General features: G+C 61.3%; 15 protein-coding genes and 5 pseudogenes. 15 read left to right on the top strand and 5 right to left on the bottom strand.

The window, feature by feature from the left end; all coding sequences use genetic code 11:
* Positions 1-2: 2 nt before the first annotated feature.
* Positions 3-1,520 (bottom strand): sensor protein FixL, encoded by a 1,518-nt coding sequence (gene fixL / locus ABID59_RS22295; protein WP_354084760.1) that lies wholly within the window; start codon positions 1,518-1,520, stop codon positions 3-5.
* A 263-nt stretch (positions 1,521-1,783) separates the two neighbouring features.
* On the opposite strand from fixL, the pseudogene ABID59_RS22290 reads away from it, so the two are divergent.
* From ABID59_RS22290 to ABID59_RS22235, 12 genes and pseudogenes are all read left to right on the top strand, one after another.
* Positions 1,784-1,971 (top strand): annotated as a pseudogene (locus ABID59_RS22290) (putative universal stress family protein); the annotation flags it as partial.
* 66 nt (positions 1,972-2,037) lie between these two features.
* Complete coding sequence (locus tag ABID59_RS22285; protein WP_354084759.1) at positions 2,038-2,463, top strand: CBS domain-containing protein; 426 nt, start codon at positions 2,038-2,040, stop codon at positions 2,461-2,463.
* A 211-nt stretch (positions 2,464-2,674) separates the two neighbouring features.
* Entirely contained in the window at positions 2,675-4,324 is a 1,650-nt protein-coding gene (ccoN, locus tag ABID59_RS22280; RefSeq protein ID WP_354084758.1) for a cytochrome-c oxidase, cbb3-type subunit I, read from the top strand.
* Positions 4,325-4,334: 10 nt separating this feature from the next.
* Positions 4,335-5,069: a cytochrome-c oxidase, cbb3-type subunit II gene (ccoO, locus tag ABID59_RS22275; RefSeq protein ID WP_354084757.1), complete on the top strand. Its 735-nt coding sequence runs from the start codon at positions 4,335-4,337 to the stop codon at positions 5,067-5,069.
* 13 nt (positions 5,070-5,082) lie between these two features.
* Entirely contained in the window at positions 5,083-5,247 is a 165-nt protein-coding gene (locus ABID59_RS22270; RefSeq protein WP_148752192.1) for a cbb3-type cytochrome oxidase subunit 3, read from the top strand.
* Positions 5,248-5,253: 6 nt separating this feature from the next.
* Entirely contained in the window at positions 5,254-6,129 is an 876-nt protein-coding gene (gene ccoP / locus ABID59_RS22265) for a cytochrome-c oxidase, cbb3-type subunit III (protein WP_354084756.1), read from the top strand.
* Positions 6,130-6,239: 110 nt separating this feature from the next.
* Positions 6,240-7,706: a cytochrome c oxidase accessory protein CcoG gene (gene ccoG / locus ABID59_RS22260; protein ID WP_354084755.1), complete on the top strand. Its 1,467-nt coding sequence runs from the start codon at positions 6,240-6,242 to the stop codon at positions 7,704-7,706.
* A 15-nt stretch (positions 7,707-7,721) separates the two neighbouring features.
* Positions 7,722-8,207: a FixH family protein gene (locus ABID59_RS22255; RefSeq protein WP_148775435.1), complete on the top strand. Its 486-nt coding sequence runs from the start codon at positions 7,722-7,724 to the stop codon at positions 8,205-8,207.
* Between the two features lie 11 nt (positions 8,208-8,218).
* Positions 8,219-10,411, top strand: a complete 2,193-nt coding sequence (locus ABID59_RS22250) for a cation-translocating P-type ATPase (RefSeq protein ID WP_354084754.1) — start codon at positions 8,219-8,221, stop codon at positions 10,409-10,411.
* Positions 10,411-10,572 (top strand): cbb3-type cytochrome oxidase assembly protein CcoS, encoded by a 162-nt coding sequence (ccoS, locus tag ABID59_RS22245; protein ID WP_148775433.1) that lies wholly within the window; start codon positions 10,411-10,413, stop codon positions 10,570-10,572. The genes ABID59_RS22250 and ccoS overlap by 1 nt, the downstream gene beginning before the upstream one ends.
* A gap of 89 nt (positions 10,573-10,661) precedes the next feature.
* Positions 10,662-10,961, top strand: coding sequence for a helix-turn-helix domain-containing protein (locus ABID59_RS22240; protein WP_187437201.1), 300 nt, complete (start codon positions 10,662-10,664; stop codon positions 10,959-10,961).
* Between the two features lie 187 nt (positions 10,962-11,148).
* Positions 11,149-11,670 (top strand): hypothetical protein, encoded by a 522-nt coding sequence (locus ABID59_RS22235; RefSeq protein ID WP_148775431.1) that lies wholly within the window; start codon positions 11,149-11,151, stop codon positions 11,668-11,670.
* Positions 11,671-11,706: 36 nt separating this feature from the next.
* On the opposite strand, the pseudogene ABID59_RS22230 reads toward ABID59_RS22235, so the two are convergent.
* Positions 11,707-12,195, bottom strand: a pseudogene (locus tag ABID59_RS22230) (transposase); the annotation flags it as partial.
* Complete coding sequence (locus tag ABID59_RS22225; RefSeq protein WP_187437200.1) at positions 12,170-12,334, bottom strand: hypothetical protein; 165 nt, start codon at positions 12,332-12,334, stop codon at positions 12,170-12,172. The pseudogene ABID59_RS22230 and the gene ABID59_RS22225, both read right to left, overlap by 26 nt.
* A gap of 1,293 nt (positions 12,335-13,627) precedes the next feature.
* Here ABID59_RS22225 and ABID59_RS22220 point away from each other — a divergent pair.
* The 3 genes and pseudogenes from ABID59_RS22220 to ABID59_RS22210 form a co-directional block, all read left to right on the top strand.
* Positions 13,628-14,843, top strand: a pseudogene (locus ABID59_RS22220) (EAL domain-containing response regulator).
* A gap of 528 nt (positions 14,844-15,371) precedes the next feature.
* Positions 15,372-15,575: a 4Fe-4S dicluster domain-containing protein gene (locus ABID59_RS22215; RefSeq protein ID WP_085399650.1), complete on the top strand. Its 204-nt coding sequence runs from the start codon at positions 15,372-15,374 to the stop codon at positions 15,573-15,575.
* Between the two features lie 708 nt (positions 15,576-16,283).
* Positions 16,284-16,460 (top strand): annotated as a pseudogene (locus ABID59_RS22210) (hypothetical protein); the annotation flags it as partial.
* 247 nt (positions 16,461-16,707) lie between these two features.
* On the opposite strand, the gene ABID59_RS22205 reads toward ABID59_RS22210, so the two are convergent.
* Positions 16,708-16,842, bottom strand: a complete 135-nt coding sequence (locus tag ABID59_RS22205; RefSeq protein ID WP_283812956.1) for a hypothetical protein — start codon at positions 16,840-16,842, stop codon at positions 16,708-16,710.
* 790 nt (positions 16,843-17,632) lie between these two features.
* Positions 17,633-18,102, bottom strand: a pseudogene (locus ABID59_RS22200) (cytochrome-c peroxidase).
* Positions 18,103-18,186 lie beyond the last annotated feature (84 nt).

Genomic DNA, 18,186 nt, shown 5'->3' with positions numbered 1-18,186 from the left:
AATCAGGTCTCATCGGCTGCCGGGAGGGTGAAGCGGAATGTCGCGCCGCCCGATGCGTTGCTTTCGGCCACCATGCGGCCGCCGTGAGCCTCGATGATCGAGCGGCTGATCGACAGTCCGACGCCCATGCCGGTCTCTTTGGTGGTGAAGAAGGTCTGGAACAGATTTGGAATGACGTCGTCCTGAAAGCCGGAGCCGGTGTCGGACACCTCCACCTCGATCATGTCGTCGCTGACGCGGGCGTTGGTGACGGCTAGCTCACGCCGTGACGACTGCGCCATCGCTTCCAGCGCGTTGCGGAACAGGTTGACCAGCACCTGCTGGATCTGCACGCGGTCGGCAAGGACGAGATCGGCGTCCGGATCGAGGCTGAAACGGAGCTGCACGTTCTGCTCGCGTGCGCCGGCTAGCCCCAGCGCGCCGGCTTCCTCGATCAGTTTGGACAGGGTTTCGACACGCTTTTCGGACTCGCCGCGGGAAACGAAGTCGCGCAAGCGCCGGATGATCTGGCCTGCACGCACAGCCTGCTCCGAGGCGCGATCCAGCGCGCTCTCGATCTTCGGCGTGTTCGGATCGGTACTGCCGGCGAGCAGTCGCCGCGAGCCCTTCATGTAATTGCTGATCGCCGCCAGCGGTTGGTTCAGCTCATGCGCGAGCGCGGACGCCATCTCGCCCATCGCGCTCAGCCGCGAGACATGGACGAGCTCGGACTGCAATTCCTGGAGCCGCGCCTGGGTCTGCTGATGCTCGGTGAGGTCGCGGACGAAGCCGGTGAAATAAGGCTCGCCGCCCGACTGCATCTCGCCGATCGACAGGTGCATCGGGAAGGTGGTCCCGTCGCGGCGTCTGCCGGTGACGATGCGACCGATGCCGATGATGTGCGGATCGTGGGTGGAGCGATAGCGGGCGATGTAGCTGTCATGGCGGGCGCGGTCGGGCTCCGGCATCAAAATGCTGACGTTCTGTCCGATCGCCTCGTGCTCGGACCAGCCGAACAGCCGCTCCGCGGCCGTGCTGAACAGCTGGATGATGCTGTTGCCGCCGATGACGATCATCGCATCGGGAATGGTGTGGAGGATCGAGCGGAGGTGAGTCTCGCGGGTGCGCAGCGCCTCCTCGACCTGCTTCTCCTCGTCGATGTCCAGAAAGATACCGCTGAGATGACGGGCGGCGCCGGCTTCATCGCGAATGACTCCCGCCCGGGCGCGGATCCATTGCCCACTCTCTGATTCGCCTACGACCCGGAAAGACAGGTCGAACCCGCCGCCCCGCTCGGAGACGCGCTTGATCGCCGTCTCGACCCGCTCGCGGTCCCCGGGCTCGAGGCGGGACATAAACAGGTCGTAGCTCCCCGGCTGGCCCCGCGCGACGCCGAGCAAGTTACCGGCGGTTTCCGACCAGTCCAGCTCCCGCGTGTTGAGGTCGAGATCCCAGGTGCCGACGCCGAACCCTTCGATCCGGACCCGGAAATGCTCGCCGCGAGCGTCGTCTTGTGGATGCGTGACGCGGCTCGGCGACAAGCTATTGCTCCCATTCTCCTGCGGCGGGTTCCGTGCCGTGAAGATGGCTGCAATTTCGCCCAAGGCCGGGCCGGAGGCAAGTTCGGATGTCTGATTTTATTGGCGGATTTCTTCCAGCTGGCGCGACGAAATTTGATCTACCTCATCCCGCCTTGCGTCGGCGCGGCTAGATTCCACCGCATCTCGCTGCCCGGAGGCTCCCGATGACATATGCGACAGGATGGTCAGCCTGGCGCTCGATCAGCCCAAAAACGGCCGTCTTCTGGCTCGCCCGCCACGGCATCGCTGCTAGCACGCGCGTCGCGGAAGTCAGGAGAACGAAACCGCCGCCGTGCAATTGGAGAAGATCGCCGATGACGTCGGTGCCGGCCTGATCGTCGCCGGCGCCTACGGTCATTCGCGCTTCCGCGAGCTGATCCTCAGCGGCGTCATGCAGTACCTGGTGACGTAATCCGCCCGCTGCGTGTTGCTGTCGCACTGACGGCCGGCGAACCCAGATGAACGAGGAGGACGCGCCGTGTACAAGTTTCTTGAGCAGACCGTCGACGGCTACATGACGCGCGACGTCCGGATGGTGAAGCGCGATCTCGACCTGCTCGAACTCAGCGAGATGTTCGAACAGGACGACTTCAACTCCTATCCGGTCGAGGATGACGGGCAGGTTGTCGGCATCATCACAAAGTTCGATATCTTGAAGTGTTTCGCCTTCGCGCCGAGCCAGATGCTGCCGCGCTATCACGACCTGATGAGCCGCAAGGTCGGCGACGTCATGGCGCCGGAGTTCATCTATGTCAGTCCCGACACGCGGCTGACGCGCGTGCTCCAGATCATGGTTGAGCACCGCATCAGGAGCGTCATCGTGCTCAACAGCCGCCAGAAGCTGGTCGGAATCATCGCCCGTGAGGATGTCATCGCCGCACTCAAGGCGACCGCGCGCAACTGACAGGCCGTCCGCAAATCCGTCGACTTGAGCTCCGTGATTTCACGCAAGCGGTGGTTACCGCGCGCGCTGCGCGGAGCGCGAGCGGTTGATATCGCTCTCCGGCCAGCGGCTGCTTCACATCAACAGAAATTCACTGACCTTGATTTCAATCAAGTCCCCGCGAGGTCGAATGTGGTTTCTGGCGCCGTGTTTCTTTCGAAAGAGAATCCGCATGAGCCAGCCATCTATCTCCAAAACCATGACAACAGGCGAAAGCGGCCTGGCGCTCGTCTTTGCGGTCTCCGCCTTCCTGTGCCTGATCGCCTCGGCCAAGGCGCTGGACGCGCCCTTCGCCTTCCACGCCGGGCTGAGTGCAGCGGCGAGCCTGGCCGCGGTGTTCTTCATCATCAACCGCTATCTCGATCGCCCGGCGGCGCTGCCGCCCGCGGAGATCAACGGCCGTCCGAACTACAATATGGGCCCGATCAAGTTCTCCTCCGTCATGGCGATGTTCTGGGGCATCGCGGGCTTCATGGTCGGGCTCATCATCGCCTCGCAGCTGGCCTGGCCCGCGCTGAATTTCGATCTGCCCTGGACCAGCTTCGGCCGGCTGCGGCCGCTGCACACCTCCGCCGTGATCTTCGCCTTCGGCGGCAACGTTCTGATCGCGACGTCCTTCTACGTCGTGCAGAAGTCCTGCCGCGCGCGACTTGCCGGCGATCTCGCGCCCTGGTTCGTCGTGCTCGGCTACAACTACTTCATCCTCATCGCCGGCACGGGCTATCTGCTCGGCGTCACCCAGTCCAAGGAATATGCCGAGCCGGAATGGTACGCCGATCTCTGGCTCACCATCGTCTGGGTGACCTATCTGCTCGTCTTCCTGGGCACGGTCATCAAGCGCAAGGAACCGCATATCTTCGTCGCGAATTGGTTCTATCTCGCCTTCATCGTGACGATTGCGGTGCTGCATCTCGGGAACAATTCCGCGCTTCCTGTCTCGGTGTTCGGCTCGAAGTCGTACGTCGCGTGGGGTGGCATCCAGGACGCCATGTTCCAGTGGTGGTACGGCCACAACGCGGTCGGCTTCTTCCTGACCGCCGGCTTCCTCGCCATCATGTACTACTTCATCCCGAAGCGCGCGGAGCGGCCGATCTATTCCTACCGGCTGTCGATCATCCACTTCTGGGCGCTGATCTTCCTCTACATCTGGGCCGGCCCGCACCATCTGCATTACACGGCGCTGCCGGACTGGACGCAGACGCTGGGCATGACCTTCTCGATCATGCTGTGGATGCCCTCCTGGGGCGGCATGATCAACGGCCTGATGACGCTGTCGGGCGCCTGGGACAAGCTGCGCACCGATCCCGTGCTGCGCATGCTGGTGGTCTCCGTCGCCTTCTACGGCATGTCGACCTTCGAAGGCCCGATGATGTCGATCAAGGTGGTGAACTCGCTCAGCCACTACACCGACTGGACCATCGGCCACGTGCATTCCGGCGCGCTCGGCTGGGTCGGCTTCGTCTCCTTCGGCGCGCTCTACTGCCTGGTGCCGTGGGTGTGGAATCGCAAGGGCCTCTACAGTCTGAAGCTCGTCAACTGGCACTTCTGGATCGCGACCCTCGGCATCGTTCTCTACATTTCGGCGATGTGGGTGTCCGGCATCCTCCAGGGACTGATGTGGCGCGCCTACACCTCGCTCGGCTTCCTCGAATATTCCTTCATCGAGAGCGTCGAGGCGATGCATCCCTTCTACATCATCCGCGCCGCCGGCGGCGGGCTGTTCCTGATCGGCGCGCTGATCATGGCCTACAATCTCTGGATGACCGTTCGCGTCGGCGAGGCGGAAGTCCAGATGCCCGTCGCTCTTCAGCCGGCGGAATGAGGAGTTTTCCATGTCGTTCTGGACACGCCACCAAATCTTCGAAAAGAACTCGATCATCCTGATCGTCGGCATCCTGCTGGTGATCGCGATCGGCGGTCTCGTCGAGATCACGCCGCTGTTCTACCTCAAGAGCACGATCGAGGCGGTCGACGGCGTCAGGCCCTACACTCCGCTGGAGCTCGCCGGCCGCAACGTCTATGTCCGCGAGGGCTGCTATCTCTGCCACTCGCAGATGATCCGCCCCTTGCGCGACGAGGTCGAGCGCTACGGCCATTTCTCGCTCGCCGCCGAGAGCATGTACGACCACCCGTTCCAGTGGGGCTCGAAGCGCACCGGCCCCGATCTTGCCCGCGTCGGCGCCAAATATTCCGACGACTGGCACGTCACCCACCTGACCAACCCGCGCGCGATCGTGCCGCAGTCGGTGATGCCGGGCTATCCGTTCCTCAGCCAGACCGAAGTCGATCCTGATACGATCGCCGACCACATGCGCACGCTGAAGACGGTTGGCGTGCCCTACACCGACGACCAGATCGCCAGCGCAAGCGCCGACCTGAAGGCCCAGGCCGATCCTGACAACGCCGGCTCCGACGCTTTCACCAAGCGCTACGCCAAGGCCGTCGTGCGCAATTTCGACGGCAAGACCGGCACCCCGACCGAGATGGACGCGCTGATCGCGTACTTGCAGATGCTCGGCACGCTGGTCGACTTCAAGATCTACAACGAGAAAGCCAATCTTCGCTGAGAAGGCATCAACGATGAAAGCCATCCTGACACTCGACAATCTCGCGTCCGGTCTCGTGACCACGATCTGGACGCCGGTGTTCGTCGCGATCTTTCTCGCGATCATCGCCTACGCATTTTGGCCCCGCAACAAGGCTGAGTTCGACAAAGCGGCACAGCTGCCGCTGCGGGAGGAGTAAGACATCATGACCGAACATCATGGCGAATTCGATTCCGTTTCCGGCAGATCCACGACAGGGCATGAATGGGACGGCATCAAGGAGCTCAACACGCCGCTGCCGCGCTGGTGGGTGATCACCTTCTATCTCACCATCGTCTGGGCGATCGGCTACTGGATCGTCTATCCGGCCTGGCCGCTGATCTCCAGCAACACGACAGGACTGTTCGGCTACTCGACGCGCGCCGACGTCGCGGTCGAGCTTGCCAACCTCGACAAGACCCGCGGAGCCAAGATGGTCGCACTCGGCGCGGCCTCGCTCGCCGATATCGAGAAGGACCCGGCCCTGCTGGCGCTCGCCCGCGCCAAGGGCAAGACCGTGTTCGGCGACAACTGCGCGCCGTGCCACGGCTCTGGCGGTGCCGGCGCCAAGGGCTTCCCGAACCTGAACGACGACGACTGGCTGTGGGGCGGCACGCTCGACCAGATCGTGCAGACCATCCAGTTCGGCGCCCGCTCCGGCCACGCCAAGACCCATGAAGGCCAGATGCTCGCCTTCGGCAAGGACGGCGTGCTGAAGGGCGATGAAATCGTCACGGTCGCCAATTTCGTGCGCTCGCTGTCGGGCCTCTCGACCCGAAAGGGCTATGACTCCGCCAAGGGCGAGAAGATCTTTGCGGACAATTGCGTCGCCTGCCATGGCGATGGCGGCAAGGGCAATCAGGAGCTCGGCGCACCGAACCTGACCGACAAGATCTGGCTCTATGGCTCGGATGAGGCGACCCTGATCGAGACCATCAGCCAGGGCCGCGCCGGCGTCATGCCGGCCTGGGAAGGGCGGCTTGATCCTTCCACCATCAAGGCGATGGCGGTCTACGTCCACTCGCTGGGCGGCGGAAAATAGCGGATCTGCGAAACGGGGGCGGAGAAAAACGCCCCCGTCTTGCGCTGGATCAAATGACCTCCCGGCGCCGGGTCTAGGTTTAATCGCACCTTTCGAGAAGTTCCAGCGCGATGAACAAGACCGTGAACCCGAACGAGCTCACATCGGACGACGATAACGGGCCGCTCTATGTGGCCCAGAAGAAGGTGTATCCCCAGAGCGTCTCCGGCACCTTCCGCCGGATCAAATGGGGCCTGATGGCGTTCTGCCTCGGCGTCTACTATTTCCTGCCCTTCGTGCGCTGGAACCGCGGCCTTGGCGCCCCCAGCCAGGCGGTGCTGATCGATCTTCCCAACAGCCGGTTCTATTTCTTCTTCATCGAGCTGTGGCCGCAGGAGGTCTACTACTTCACCGGTCTGTTGATCGTCGCCGCGGTGGCGCTGTTCCTGATGAATTCCGTCGGCGGCCGCATCTGGTGCGGCTATCTCTGTCCGCAGACGGTGTGGACCGATTTGTTCTACGCCGTCGAACGACTGGTCGAAGGCGATCGCCGCGAGCGGATGAAGAAGGACAAGTCATCTGGCCCGATGAGGCTCGAGCGCATCTCGGAAATCGTGCTCAAGCATTCGATCTGGCTGCTGATCGCCTGGTGGACGGGCGGCGCCTGGGTGCTGTATTTCAACGATGCGCCGACCCTAGTGAAGGAGCTCGTCACCTTCCAGGGGCCGATGATCGCCTACGTCTGGATCGGCATTCTCACTGCGACGACCTATGTGCTCGCCGGCTTCATGCGCGAGCAGGTCTGCACCTATATGTGTCCGTGGCCGCGCATCCAGGCCGCGCTCACCGACGAATGGGCGCTCAACGTCACCTACCGTTACGACCGCGGCGAGAAGCGCACCTCGGTGAAGAAGGCAATCGAGCTGCGCGCGTATGGCGAGCACGCCGGCGACTGCGTCGACTGCTATCAATGTGTCGCGGTCTGCCCGACCGGCATTGACATCCGCAACGGGCCGCAGCTCGAATGCATCCAGTGCGGCCTCTGCATCGACGCCTGCGACAACGTGATGACCAAGATCGGCCGGCCGAAGCGGCTGATCGGCTACGACAACGACATCAACATCCAGCGCCGCCAGGAAGGCAAGGCGCCGGTCTACCGCATCGTCCGGGCCCGCACCGTCGCCTACAGCGCGATCATCGCGGCGGTTGGCGGCATCATGATCTACACGCTCGCGACCCGCAGCCTGCTCGACGTCAACGTGCTGCACGACCGCAACCCGGTCGCGGTCAGGCTCAGCGATGGCTCGGTCCGCAATGCCTATACGGTGCGGCTCTTGAACAAGAGCGGCTATGACCGCGTCATCGCGATCGACGCGAACGGTCCGGCCAACCTGACCACGCATGTCGTCGGCATCGATTCCGTGACGCCGGATAGGCCGATGATCGTGATCCCGCGCGACTCCACCAGCGAGCTGCGCCTGCTGGTCACCGCGCCGGCGGAGAGCAATCCGGAAAAGTCGGTTCCTGTTCGCTTCCACGTCACCGACATCGGGCTCGGCGAGGTCGCCACCGCCACCGACAATTTCGTCTCGCCCTAGGATCAGGAGACTGCCATGGCCACCAAGCCGCTGACCGGAACAAAAGTGTTCCTGATGCTGGTCGCCTTCTTCGGGCTCGTGATCGGCGTCAACGTGACCATGATGAAGCTCGCGATCGCGACGCTGCCCGGCACCGACGTCGACAGCCCCTATGCCGCGGGCCTCACCTATGATCGCGAAATCTCGGCGGCGCAGGACCAGGCCGCGCGCAACTGGAAGGTCAACGCCCATATCGAGCGCCGCGCTGATGGTGCTGCCACGCTTCAGGTCGAAGCGCGCGATGCGAGCGGCCAGCCGGTGAGCGGGTTGAAGTTCGGCGGACGCCTGGAGCGGCCGACCGACAAGCGCGCCGATCTCGCAGTCGAGCTGTCGGAAGCCGGCATCGGCATCTATCGCGGCAATGCCACTGCCGTCGCGCCGGGGCAGTGGGATCTCGTGATCGAGGGCGAGGCGCGCGGGACACGCGTGTTCATGTCGCGCAACCGCGTGATCCTGAACTGAGGGAATTCGTCATGCAGGTCACGCGGGATTTTTCGCATTACGTCCGGGCCGCGGGCGAGGGTATCAAGCATATCGATCTTGCCGTCGAGGGCGTTCACTGCGCCGGCTGCATGGCCAAGATCGAGCGCGGATTGTCGGCCATCCCCGATGTCACGCTGGCGCGGGTGAACCTCACCGACCGCCGTGTCGCGCTGGAATGGAAAGCGGGCACGCTCGACCCTGTCAGCTTCATCGATCGGCTCGAAGAGCTCGGCTACAAGGCCCATCCTTACGAGACCGAAAGCGCGGAGGCGACCGAAGTGGCCGAATCGCGCTTCCTGCTGCGCTGCCTCGGCGTCGCCGCGTTCGCCACCATGAACGTGATGATGCTGTCGATCCCGGTCTGGTCCGGCAATGTCTCGGACATGCTGCCGGAGCAGCGCGACTTCTTCCATTGGCTGTCGGCGCTGATCGCGCTGCCGGCGGCGGCCTATGCCGGCCAGCCGTTCTTCCGTTCAGCCTGGCGCGCGCTGTCGAACAAGACCACCAACATGGACGTCCCGATCTCAATCGGCGTGACCCTGGCGCTCGGCATGTCGGTGGTCGAGACCATACACCACGCCGAGCACGCCTATTTCGATGCGGCGATCATGCTGCTGACCTTCCTGCTGGTCGGCCGCTTCCTCGACCAGAACATGCGGCGGCGGACCCGGGCGGTCGCCGGCAATCTCGCCGCGTTGAAGGCCGAGACCGCAGCAAAATTCGTCGGGCCCGATGAAATCTCGCAGGTGCCGGTCGCCGCGATTCATCCCGGCGACATCGTGCTCTTGCGGCCCGGCGAGCGCTGCGCCGTCGACGGTACCGTGATCGAGGGGCGTTCCGAGATCGACCAGAGCCTGATCACCGGCGAGACGCTCTATGTCACGGCCGGGCAGGGTACGCCGGTCTATGCCGGATCGATGAACATCTCCGGCACGCTGCGGGTGCGGGTCTCGGCGGCCTCAGAAGCGACGCTGCTCGCCGAGATCACGCGGCTGCTCGATAACGCGCTCCAGGCGCGCTCGCGCTACATGCGGCTCGCCGACCGCGCCTCGCGACTCTACGCGCCGGTGGTGCATGCGACCGCGGTCCTCACCATCCTCGGCTGGGTCATCGCCGGCGCGACCTGGCATGATGCGATCGTGACCGGCGTTGCCGTGCTGATCATCACCTGCCCCTGCGCACTTGGACTTGCGATCCCGACGGTGCAGACGATTGCCTCCGGCGCGATGTTCAAGTCCGGTATGCTGCTCAATTCGGGCGATGCCATCGAGCGGCTGGCCGACGCCAACCATGTCATCTTAGACAAGACCGGCACGCTGACGCTGCCGGATCTCGAAGTGACGAATGCCGCCGATATCCCTGCCGACCTCTTCGATCTCGCCGGCCGGCTCGCGCTGTCGAGCCATCATCCGGTGGCAGCCGCGGTCGCGCAGGCCGCAGGTGCCAGATCGCCGATCGTCGGTGCTGTCGAGGAGACCGGGCAGGGCGTGCGGGCAACCATCGACGGCATCGATATTCGCCTTGGCCGTCCGTCCTTCTGCGGCGCCGAGGCGTTGATCGGCGCCGGGGCCGATCTCGATTCAGAAGCCTCCATCGTGGGCTTCAGCAAGGGAAACGAAAAGTTCATCCTCTCGGTGCGCCAGGGCCTGCGTCCGGATGCGCAAGCGGTGATCGCGGCGCTGAAGGCGCGCAACATCGGCATCGAGATCCTGTCCGGCGATCGCGAACCGGCGGTGAGGGCGGCGGCCGACGCCCTCGGCATCGCCGAATGGCGCGCCGGCGTCACGCCGGCCGACAAGATCGCGCGGATCGAGGAATTGAAGCAGCGGGGCGCAAAAGTGCTGATGGTTGGCGACGGCATGAACGATGCGCCCTCGCTTGCGGCAGCTCACGTCTCGATGTCGCCGATCTCGGGCGCGCATCTCAGCCAGGCGACCGCCGATCTCGTCTTCCTCGGCCGGCCGTTGGCTCCGGTCGTCGCGGCGATCGACTCTTCGTGCCAGGCGCTGCGCCTGATGCGGCAAAACCTCTGGCTTGCGATCGGCTATAATGTGCTGGCCGTACCGGTCGCGATCAGCGGCGTAGTCACGCCCCTGATTGCGGCGGCCGCCATGAGCGGATCCTCGATCCTGGTGATGCTGAATTCGTTGCGCGCCCGTAGCCGCGCGCGGGAGATCGTGTAATGGAGATCCTGGTCTTCCTGGTGCCACTGGCGCTGATGCTCGGTCTTGCCGGTCTCATCGCCTTCCTCTGGTCGCTCCGGAGTGGCCAGTATGACGATCTCGAGGGCGCAGCGTGGCGGGCCGTCGGCGAGGACCGGCCGCCGGAAGAGGCGCAGGGTTAGGGCTAGGTGTGGTCTTTCCAGAGGTTGTCCATCTGATCTGAACCGAGCAAGCTGAGGTTGCGAAGCTTCAGTGTTCCAAGAGAGACCAGATGAAAGTCCAGAAGGCGCCTGACGCCCACCGACAGGCGATGGTGCGGAGTGTCGTCCAGGGCGGGCTGAGCAAGGCCGACGCGGCCTATCAGTTCAACACGACACGGAAGACCATCGCCAAATGGGTCGAGCGGTTCCGCAGAAGGTGTGGAGCGGGCATCACACACGAAGCAAATGGGCTGCTCACGATCCAGAGACGAGGCCTCGGCAAGACGAACATCTATGAACTGTATCTCACGGTGACTTCCGATGTCCGGTTCAGACCGGACAAAAATGCCCGGTCCAGAAAGGTACGTTAGGTCCAATATGGCGCAGACAAAAATGTCCGCTCCTCTATTAATGAGACCTGATGAATGAGACCCATATTGAGAATAAGCAGTAGGGGAATGAACTTTCGCAATAAAGGGGAAGCTCCAAAGGCGGCGCGTATAGCTCTATGCTAGGTTTGATCGAGTCTCCCAAACTCCAAATTCGGGGAAAGCGCGCATGACGCCGGAACAGTTCCAAACACTATACCCTCACTTAATCGGTTGGATTCATCAAACACTACAAGCACATTCGAACGAAGTAAGGATCGTAAGTTCGCTCGGATTCCCGAGACTGTCGCAATACTTCAGCGGAAATCTCTTATCGTCGACCAAGGTTGCCGTCGTCGAACGGGTTCCGATGCCGCCACTATCATCTTTAGGACTCAGCCAGTTCGCCGAATTCGAAAACGGCGATTACGACGGTATCACGTACCTGGACACATTCTTCGTAAAGCGTCGCTCTGCGTCGAGTGAGCGGCTCCACTTTCATGAATTAGTTCATGTTGTACAGTGGCGATTGCTTGGTCCTGAAAGGTTTCTCGCGACGTACGCCGATGGATTGGAGAAACATGGGTATCGGCAAAGTCCGCTAGAGGCCATGGCTTACACCGCCGAGGAAGTATTTTGTCAGTCCAACGAGAACTTTAATGCCGAAAAGCTGGTTGCGGACGAACTGGATCGAATGTCAGGGGGCGTTTAGCGAAACGCGTGCACGATCGGGGATACCGTCGCGCATTCATCGCGCATTGAGAAAAAATGGCTCAATCTTAATGCCGTCGTTGAATCCGACGATTGCGACGACCCTCGGCAACGGATTTGTGCTTTTGAGCCGCCGCCAGGTCCTTGATGCGGCGATCACGAACACCATCGGCCTGGCGGTGGTTGGCGACAAGGAGCCCTTCGTCCGCACGGTCCTGTATCGCCCGGTTGCGGACACGCGCTCGATGGGATTGGTAGTGCTCAAGTCAGCCCAATGTTCGGCAAGAAAATCCTAGAAGGGCAGCAGTGCGTCGCGATCCCTGACCAGGCATTCCACCGCCCAGCCGTACTTCGCGCAAAACTTCTTGGCGAAGACGTCGGTCGCCGCTTCGGCGGATGCTGGGCTCGCGCCCAATAGACCTCGCGCAAATCCTTCTTCATGGTGGCCTGCACCGAGAGTGGGACCTTGTCCAGGACGTTCACGTCTTGTGCACTCACCATTATGGTGGCTTGTGCGGGGAAAGACCGGCCGGGGCTTCGGCCGCCCGCGCCCCGCCGACTTGCCTGCGCGCTTTTAGCCGGGCAAGTCTCGGCTTGCCGTCCAGGAGCGTTGAGAAGACGATCTTATCGCTTCGCACAATGAAGAACGATTTGATCACTGACATGTCGAACCTTCCCGCCAAGAAGGTCGAAGAGGTAACCGCTCGCAGTGGGAGTAAGCACCGCATCAGTCCAGGTTCTCGACCATGCTTGGCCGCGACGCACGCGTTGAAGCGTTCGTTGCGAGAACCAATAAGCCGCAGGACTTGCTGCTGAAAGACTTTACTGGTAGCACGCTAGCTCAGGAGCGATTTAACCGTGTGAAGCAGAGTTCATAGTGCCGTCACGGCCTCTTGCGCGCGCAATCCTGCAATCCGATATGTGCTCGCCTCGTAGAAACGGCGTACCCGTGCTAAGGCCGGATAGCCATCCGGAGGCGACGCAACCTCAATCATCTGCCAGCCTCGGCGCGTCGCCTCCGAATGTACCGCCTCGAGCAGATGCCGACGTTGTCAGAGCTTCGGAAGTCGCGGGAAATCCATAGCTCCTGAAGCACGCCGTACGCTCCGGCTGCTCACATGCCTGTACGGATGAGATGGTAGCGAGCCGTACAACCTGCCCCGTGGCTTGTTGCTCGATAACAAAAATGAAGGCCCCTTCGGGATGCTGAATCAGGCGCAGAGCCGCCTGCTTCGCGCCTTCAAAGGCTGAACTCTGCTCCGGGGCCACGTAATTCAGATATTAGCTTTTCGACCGCTTCTGCGATCGCGCCCTCATCTCCTGGCACGCCTCTGCGCGAAGCCGTGCCCCCGTGGCGGGCCTTGCGCTTCAGCGCCAGCACGAACACCGTGACGTTAATCCCTCTTGAAGAAATCCATAGTCAAAAGGATACAGAAAGCTCAACCGAGAGCAACTATCAAGCTCGGTAGGGAATGGGACCTCCGCACTGCTATAAGCAACAGAGGTGAGTAAGTGCAAGCTGCTTCCGTTTTCAGAATCGACCGCGTTGATCGCCTGCGAACTCAGGATGGACTTTCCTTCGATTGGAAAATAAATGAACCAGACGCCACATTCGCGCGTGTGCAAGCCGGCCATGCCGTCGAACCATTCGTAAGAGTGGTTGCCGATCGTCACTCACGAGCGAGTCCATGAAGTAGATCTTGCACCATGATGATCGCCGCCCATAGGGCGCATCAGTCCGACGGTGAGATTCTCCACAGTCGCGTGCGTCACTCAACAAAATTACGCGAAGAGGTGTCATGCGCGCGCCCGACAAAATCGTCCGAACAACATCGCGAATTGCCTGCTCATGCACTATTTTAAGCTTACCTCGAAGAATCGAAAGATAGCGACAAGCGCAGCTTGTTTGGACCTTCGCTCCTCGTTTAAACGGTGGTCACGGAACGGGAGTGGTTGCGATGGAGCATGGGCAGGCCGAATTGATCGGAGGGAAACCTGCGATCTTCGGGCGGCGTAAGGTGCGGCCGCGAACGTGCGTGGCCGTCGGCAAGCGGCATCTGCGCGCGTTTCTACAGGATGTGCTGGAGGATATGGGGTTTATTATCAGCGAATGCGGGACTGCTGAAGAGCTGCCGCACGTACTCTGCACGGAGCTCCCTGATCTGATCCTGCTCGGCATTGGCTCGGATCGCATCGAGCCTGGACGATTGCTCGAGATACTCGTGCGCGAAAAATTTGCAGGCAGAGTGCTGGCATTCGGCGCCCGCGAATCGATCATCATGACGGCAGTGCAGCAGGTCGGGGGCGAATATGGACTTGTTATGCTGCCGCCGCTGAGGACGCCGTTTGCAGCCGAGACGCTGCGCGATCGGGTCGCTATGCTCTTGCCCAGAGAGCCGGCGCCCCGTCCCGCGGTCCATGTCGGAGAAGCCTTACACGCTGGATGGCTTGAGCTCTGGTATGAGCCGAAGTTTGACGCGTGTACCCTCAGCCGCCGCGGCGCCGAGGCGCTTGTGCGAATGCGGCACCCGACCTGGGGCGTTGTTCCACAGGCCTATTTTCATCCCAGAGCCTCACGATCCGCATTTTAGGGAGTTGTCGGAGTTCGTGATCGACCGCGCAATCAAGGATTGGCGGTATCTTCTGGAGCAGAAAACTTCAATCGATCTTTCCATCAATGTCCCGGCAGCATTCCTGATGGACCCGCAGGCGGTACACGATCTGTGTCAGCGCATGCCGTCGCACCCCGCTTTCGGCGGCTTGACTATTGAAATCGAGAGCGAGGAAGCCATCCGCAATCTAGATCTCCTGATCGAGGTCGCGCGCGAGGTTCGCTTTTACAACATTGGCCTTGCAATCGACAATGTCGGCGCCAATTGGCCGCAGCTGATGGGGGTGGAGAGATTCCCGTTCATGAAATTGAAAGTGGACCGGCAATACGTCTCGGGTTGCGGAAATGGGCCCCTGAAGCGAACGGTGTGCCGCCAGATCGTCGATCTAGCCAAAGAATACAGTGCGCGCACCGTCGCCGAAGGTGCGGAGAGCCATGCCGACCTGATCGCTGTGACCGAACTCGGCTTCGACCTTGCGCAGGGCCATCTGTTCGGAAAGGCCATGCCGCTGAAGCAATTTGCGCAGTCATCTTTCCGCACTGCTCCACTTCTTCCAAACTAGGTGCGTGAGAGTGGCTGAGCACAGTCAAGCAAAGCGCAGCAGCGCTCGCCCACACCGCCATGCTTACTCGGCGCCAGGCGTGAGGCTGACTGCAATTATCGGTCAGTCTGCAAGGTGCCAGTGTCGCTCCTCCCGGCGCGACTTCATTTCCCTCCGAGCGAGACTTGGACAAAACCTCCAGTCAGGGCGTGTGACCGGAGGTTTGCCGAAATCCGGCCTAGACGTGCGTCGGCTCGCGGCTTTTAGTCGCGCCGCCGGTTTCGGATCATCGAGCGTCGCGTGGCCCGTACTGCCGTGCCGGACAAACCGACGGAAGCGCGCGGCGGTCGAGTCGCGACATGCTCTCGGAGTACTGCCGAGGGCTCTCATAGCTTGAATTGAAGCGGCCTGTTGCTGTAGCAGATGCAACATGGTCTCAGCCCCGGGACAGCACAATTGCGCAAATTGCCCGCCATTGAGCCTATCTGTGTTTGGCACGGCATTTGAAGGGATCGCCAATGGCATCGCTCGCCTAAGGAGTCGGAAGACATGGCTTACAAGATCGTCGCTTCGCAATGCACCGTTTGTGGTGCATGTGAGTTCGAGTGTCCCAACGCGGCAATCAGCCTCAAGCGCGACATTTACGTTATCGATGCCAAAAAGTGTACGGAGTGCGAGGGCCATTCCGACACGCCGCAATGCGCGGCCGTCTGTCCGATGCCTGACACCTGTGTCCCGTCTAAGACAGCATAAGCAGCCCGCGTAAGGCTTCATCGATGTCGTGAACGAAGTAGTAGAATTCGCGCTCGAAAGGGGGCTGTCGGAGGACACCTCAAATTTATCTCGAATAAGGCCGCTTCGATGCTCCAGTGGCCGCGTTGAGGCTTGTCGTCGCTGGCTGACGAGCCGAGGCGAGGTGGACGGGCGTCGAATGTCTCAAGATCGCTTGCAGAATATCTAGAACTGCGTCACTTCGGAGCCGAAGAGCCGGTCTCCTCGCGCGACGAGATCGTTCCGGAGATCCTGAAGAGGTCCGAGAAGCTCGACCTCCGCTTGCCCGTGGTCACCGTGCACGAGTGCATGTAGTGTAGGGTCATAGCCCGATCCGGCCGCCCGCGCTCTGGTTGCCTACTTCAGTTCGCAACTCAGAATGCATCCTGAGGTCAGGAGCTGTTCCGTCATATCGCCCGCCAGGCTCCGCTCGCCAAGCCGCGCCGGACGCATCGAAGGCGCGCGCAATGGCAATTCCTAAGGAGCCTCATGGCGGTGTGATCAAACGGACGCCGGCCGAGGATGATCGCAACTTCCTGACGGGCGGGTTGGAGAAGCTGCCGACGGAAAAACCAGGCCCGTCGCAATCACACAGATATCGAAAGCGGCCCGGGCTCGTTCCGGCCGCGGAGCTCATCCGGTTACCCGAACAGGGTATCGAACGCGAACGCATTCACAGGCGGAGCCTCCAAGCAGCTTATCGTGTTGGCGCCGCAGCGAGTGTCTGATCGGCAGCTCTGGATCAATCCCGACTGCGGGCTGAAAACTCGAAAGTGGGAGGAGGTGCGTCCCGCGCTCGTCAATATGGTGGCTGCGCGTTGCGAGCTGCGCCACGTGCCGACCGTTTTGCCACGCTTTTGCGAATGAGATGCACACCCTTTGGGGGCTTGCGATGTCCTTGCGAGCTTCCCAAAGTTCCAGAGACGGGAATGCCCTCCGGCGTTGGCCAAGGCAGTCGCATAACAGCCGGCGACAAGCTCGATTCTCGATCCGACGGCCGATAGCCTGCCGGCGATGCCGATCGAAGTCATTAACGGTCGATGCTAATCCAGCTCTACTTTTCATTTATCCATCGCGTGGATGCGTCCCATCACAACAATCTATTTTACCTACCTTACGGAATGTCATAGGAGATTGGCGCCTTGGCACGATCTTCGGGAAGATAATCGAGCGTTGCTGGTGTTTTGGGGATGCCAAATGCTGCTGTGCGACGGTAAAGCGGCCGCTTGAGTTTCAGGGCGCGGCGCATTGCGCGAAGGATCCAGCTCCATCAAAGGCACTGCCTTGCCAACTGGACTCGGGTGCGAGTGGTGGGCAGTCCTGAAGTGTCCCACAGGAGCGGAAGGCAAGCGGCTCCAGATTGTGCGCGGAGGCGATATCCGCTTCTCGTTGTTTGACGGCGAATGCCCTCGCCGTAAATCGATCGCCGGTAGTCCTCCCTACCGACGAAAGCTGGTGCGATGCGTAAAGCAGCGTCGCTCCTGCGTGACTTTCGCCCGGCCTCCAGAGTAGGCCGGGCGCTTTTTTATATGCCTGGCTATGAGTGACGGCACGGGATCATTCATTTTGACGTCATTGCGTGACCCCGGGTACGTGCATGGCATCTGCTACACCAAGCATGAGGCCGGTGCTGCTAAGTCCTATCTATCTATGGAAGGCTTTGGCCTCGTGTTTGTACACGTGGGTAGTGGCGGATACTCGATCTTAGGTACCCGCCCGGTCAGCGAATACAGAAACACTACGATATCGTTCTCTTCCTCATCCCTAAGCTTGGCGCCGAGCTGGATTTCACTCATCAGGGCAACAGCTTGCTTCACGCTCCAAACTTGGCCCGAATGGAAATAAGACGCTCGCAACGCGACGTTCCGCAAGGGCGCCGCGCGGAAGACATATTCGTCACCGACTGCCTTGGTGACCGCGAACCAACCCTTATCGGCGGCCCGGGAGCAGGCTTGCGTCAGGCGTTTTCATCACGCCGAATGGGAAGTATGCCTGTCCACCGACGTTGATTCCCTTGTGGCAAGCGGAGCATCCGTTCTCTATAAACAGCGCCAACCCTGACTTCTGCTGATCATCCAGAGCATGTATTTTGCCCTCCAGATACTGATCGAATGGAGCCGCAGGTGAAATGAGAGTCGCTTCATTAGCCTCGATTGCCTTCGCATAGTTTTCGAAGGGGACTGGTATCGGTTCGGGAAGGCGTTATTGAACAAGGCGACATAGCTGGCCATTGAGTTCAAGGTGTCGAGCACACGATCCGGAGTCGCATTCATTTCGGCACTTGCCTGCACAGGGCCGGTGGCTTGCGCCTTCGGTCCGCGGCGCCTCCGTCCCAGAATTGCGCCACATTGAACACCGCGTTGTAGACAGTGGGGGCCCGACGTAGGCCGACCTTCCAGCCGTGACCGACTGAGGTCGGAACGGCATCGACTCCGCCGGTACCGAGATTGTGGCATGTATCGCAGCTAATGATCTCGCTTGCCGATAGCCGCGGATCGAAGGACAGCATCTTGCCAAGCTCGATCTTTTTCATGTGTGACTGAATTGTCCTTTACCGCAGGAATGACTCAGGGGATCGGATGGAAGATCTGCT

Source organism: Bradyrhizobium sp. S3.3.6 (genome assembly GCF_040546905.1).
GTDB lineage: Bacteria > Pseudomonadota > Alphaproteobacteria > Rhizobiales > Xanthobacteraceae > Bradyrhizobium > Bradyrhizobium cytisi.
Note: the sequence above shows the minus strand (reverse complement) of the source record. Positions and strands in the feature narration are given on the sequence as shown.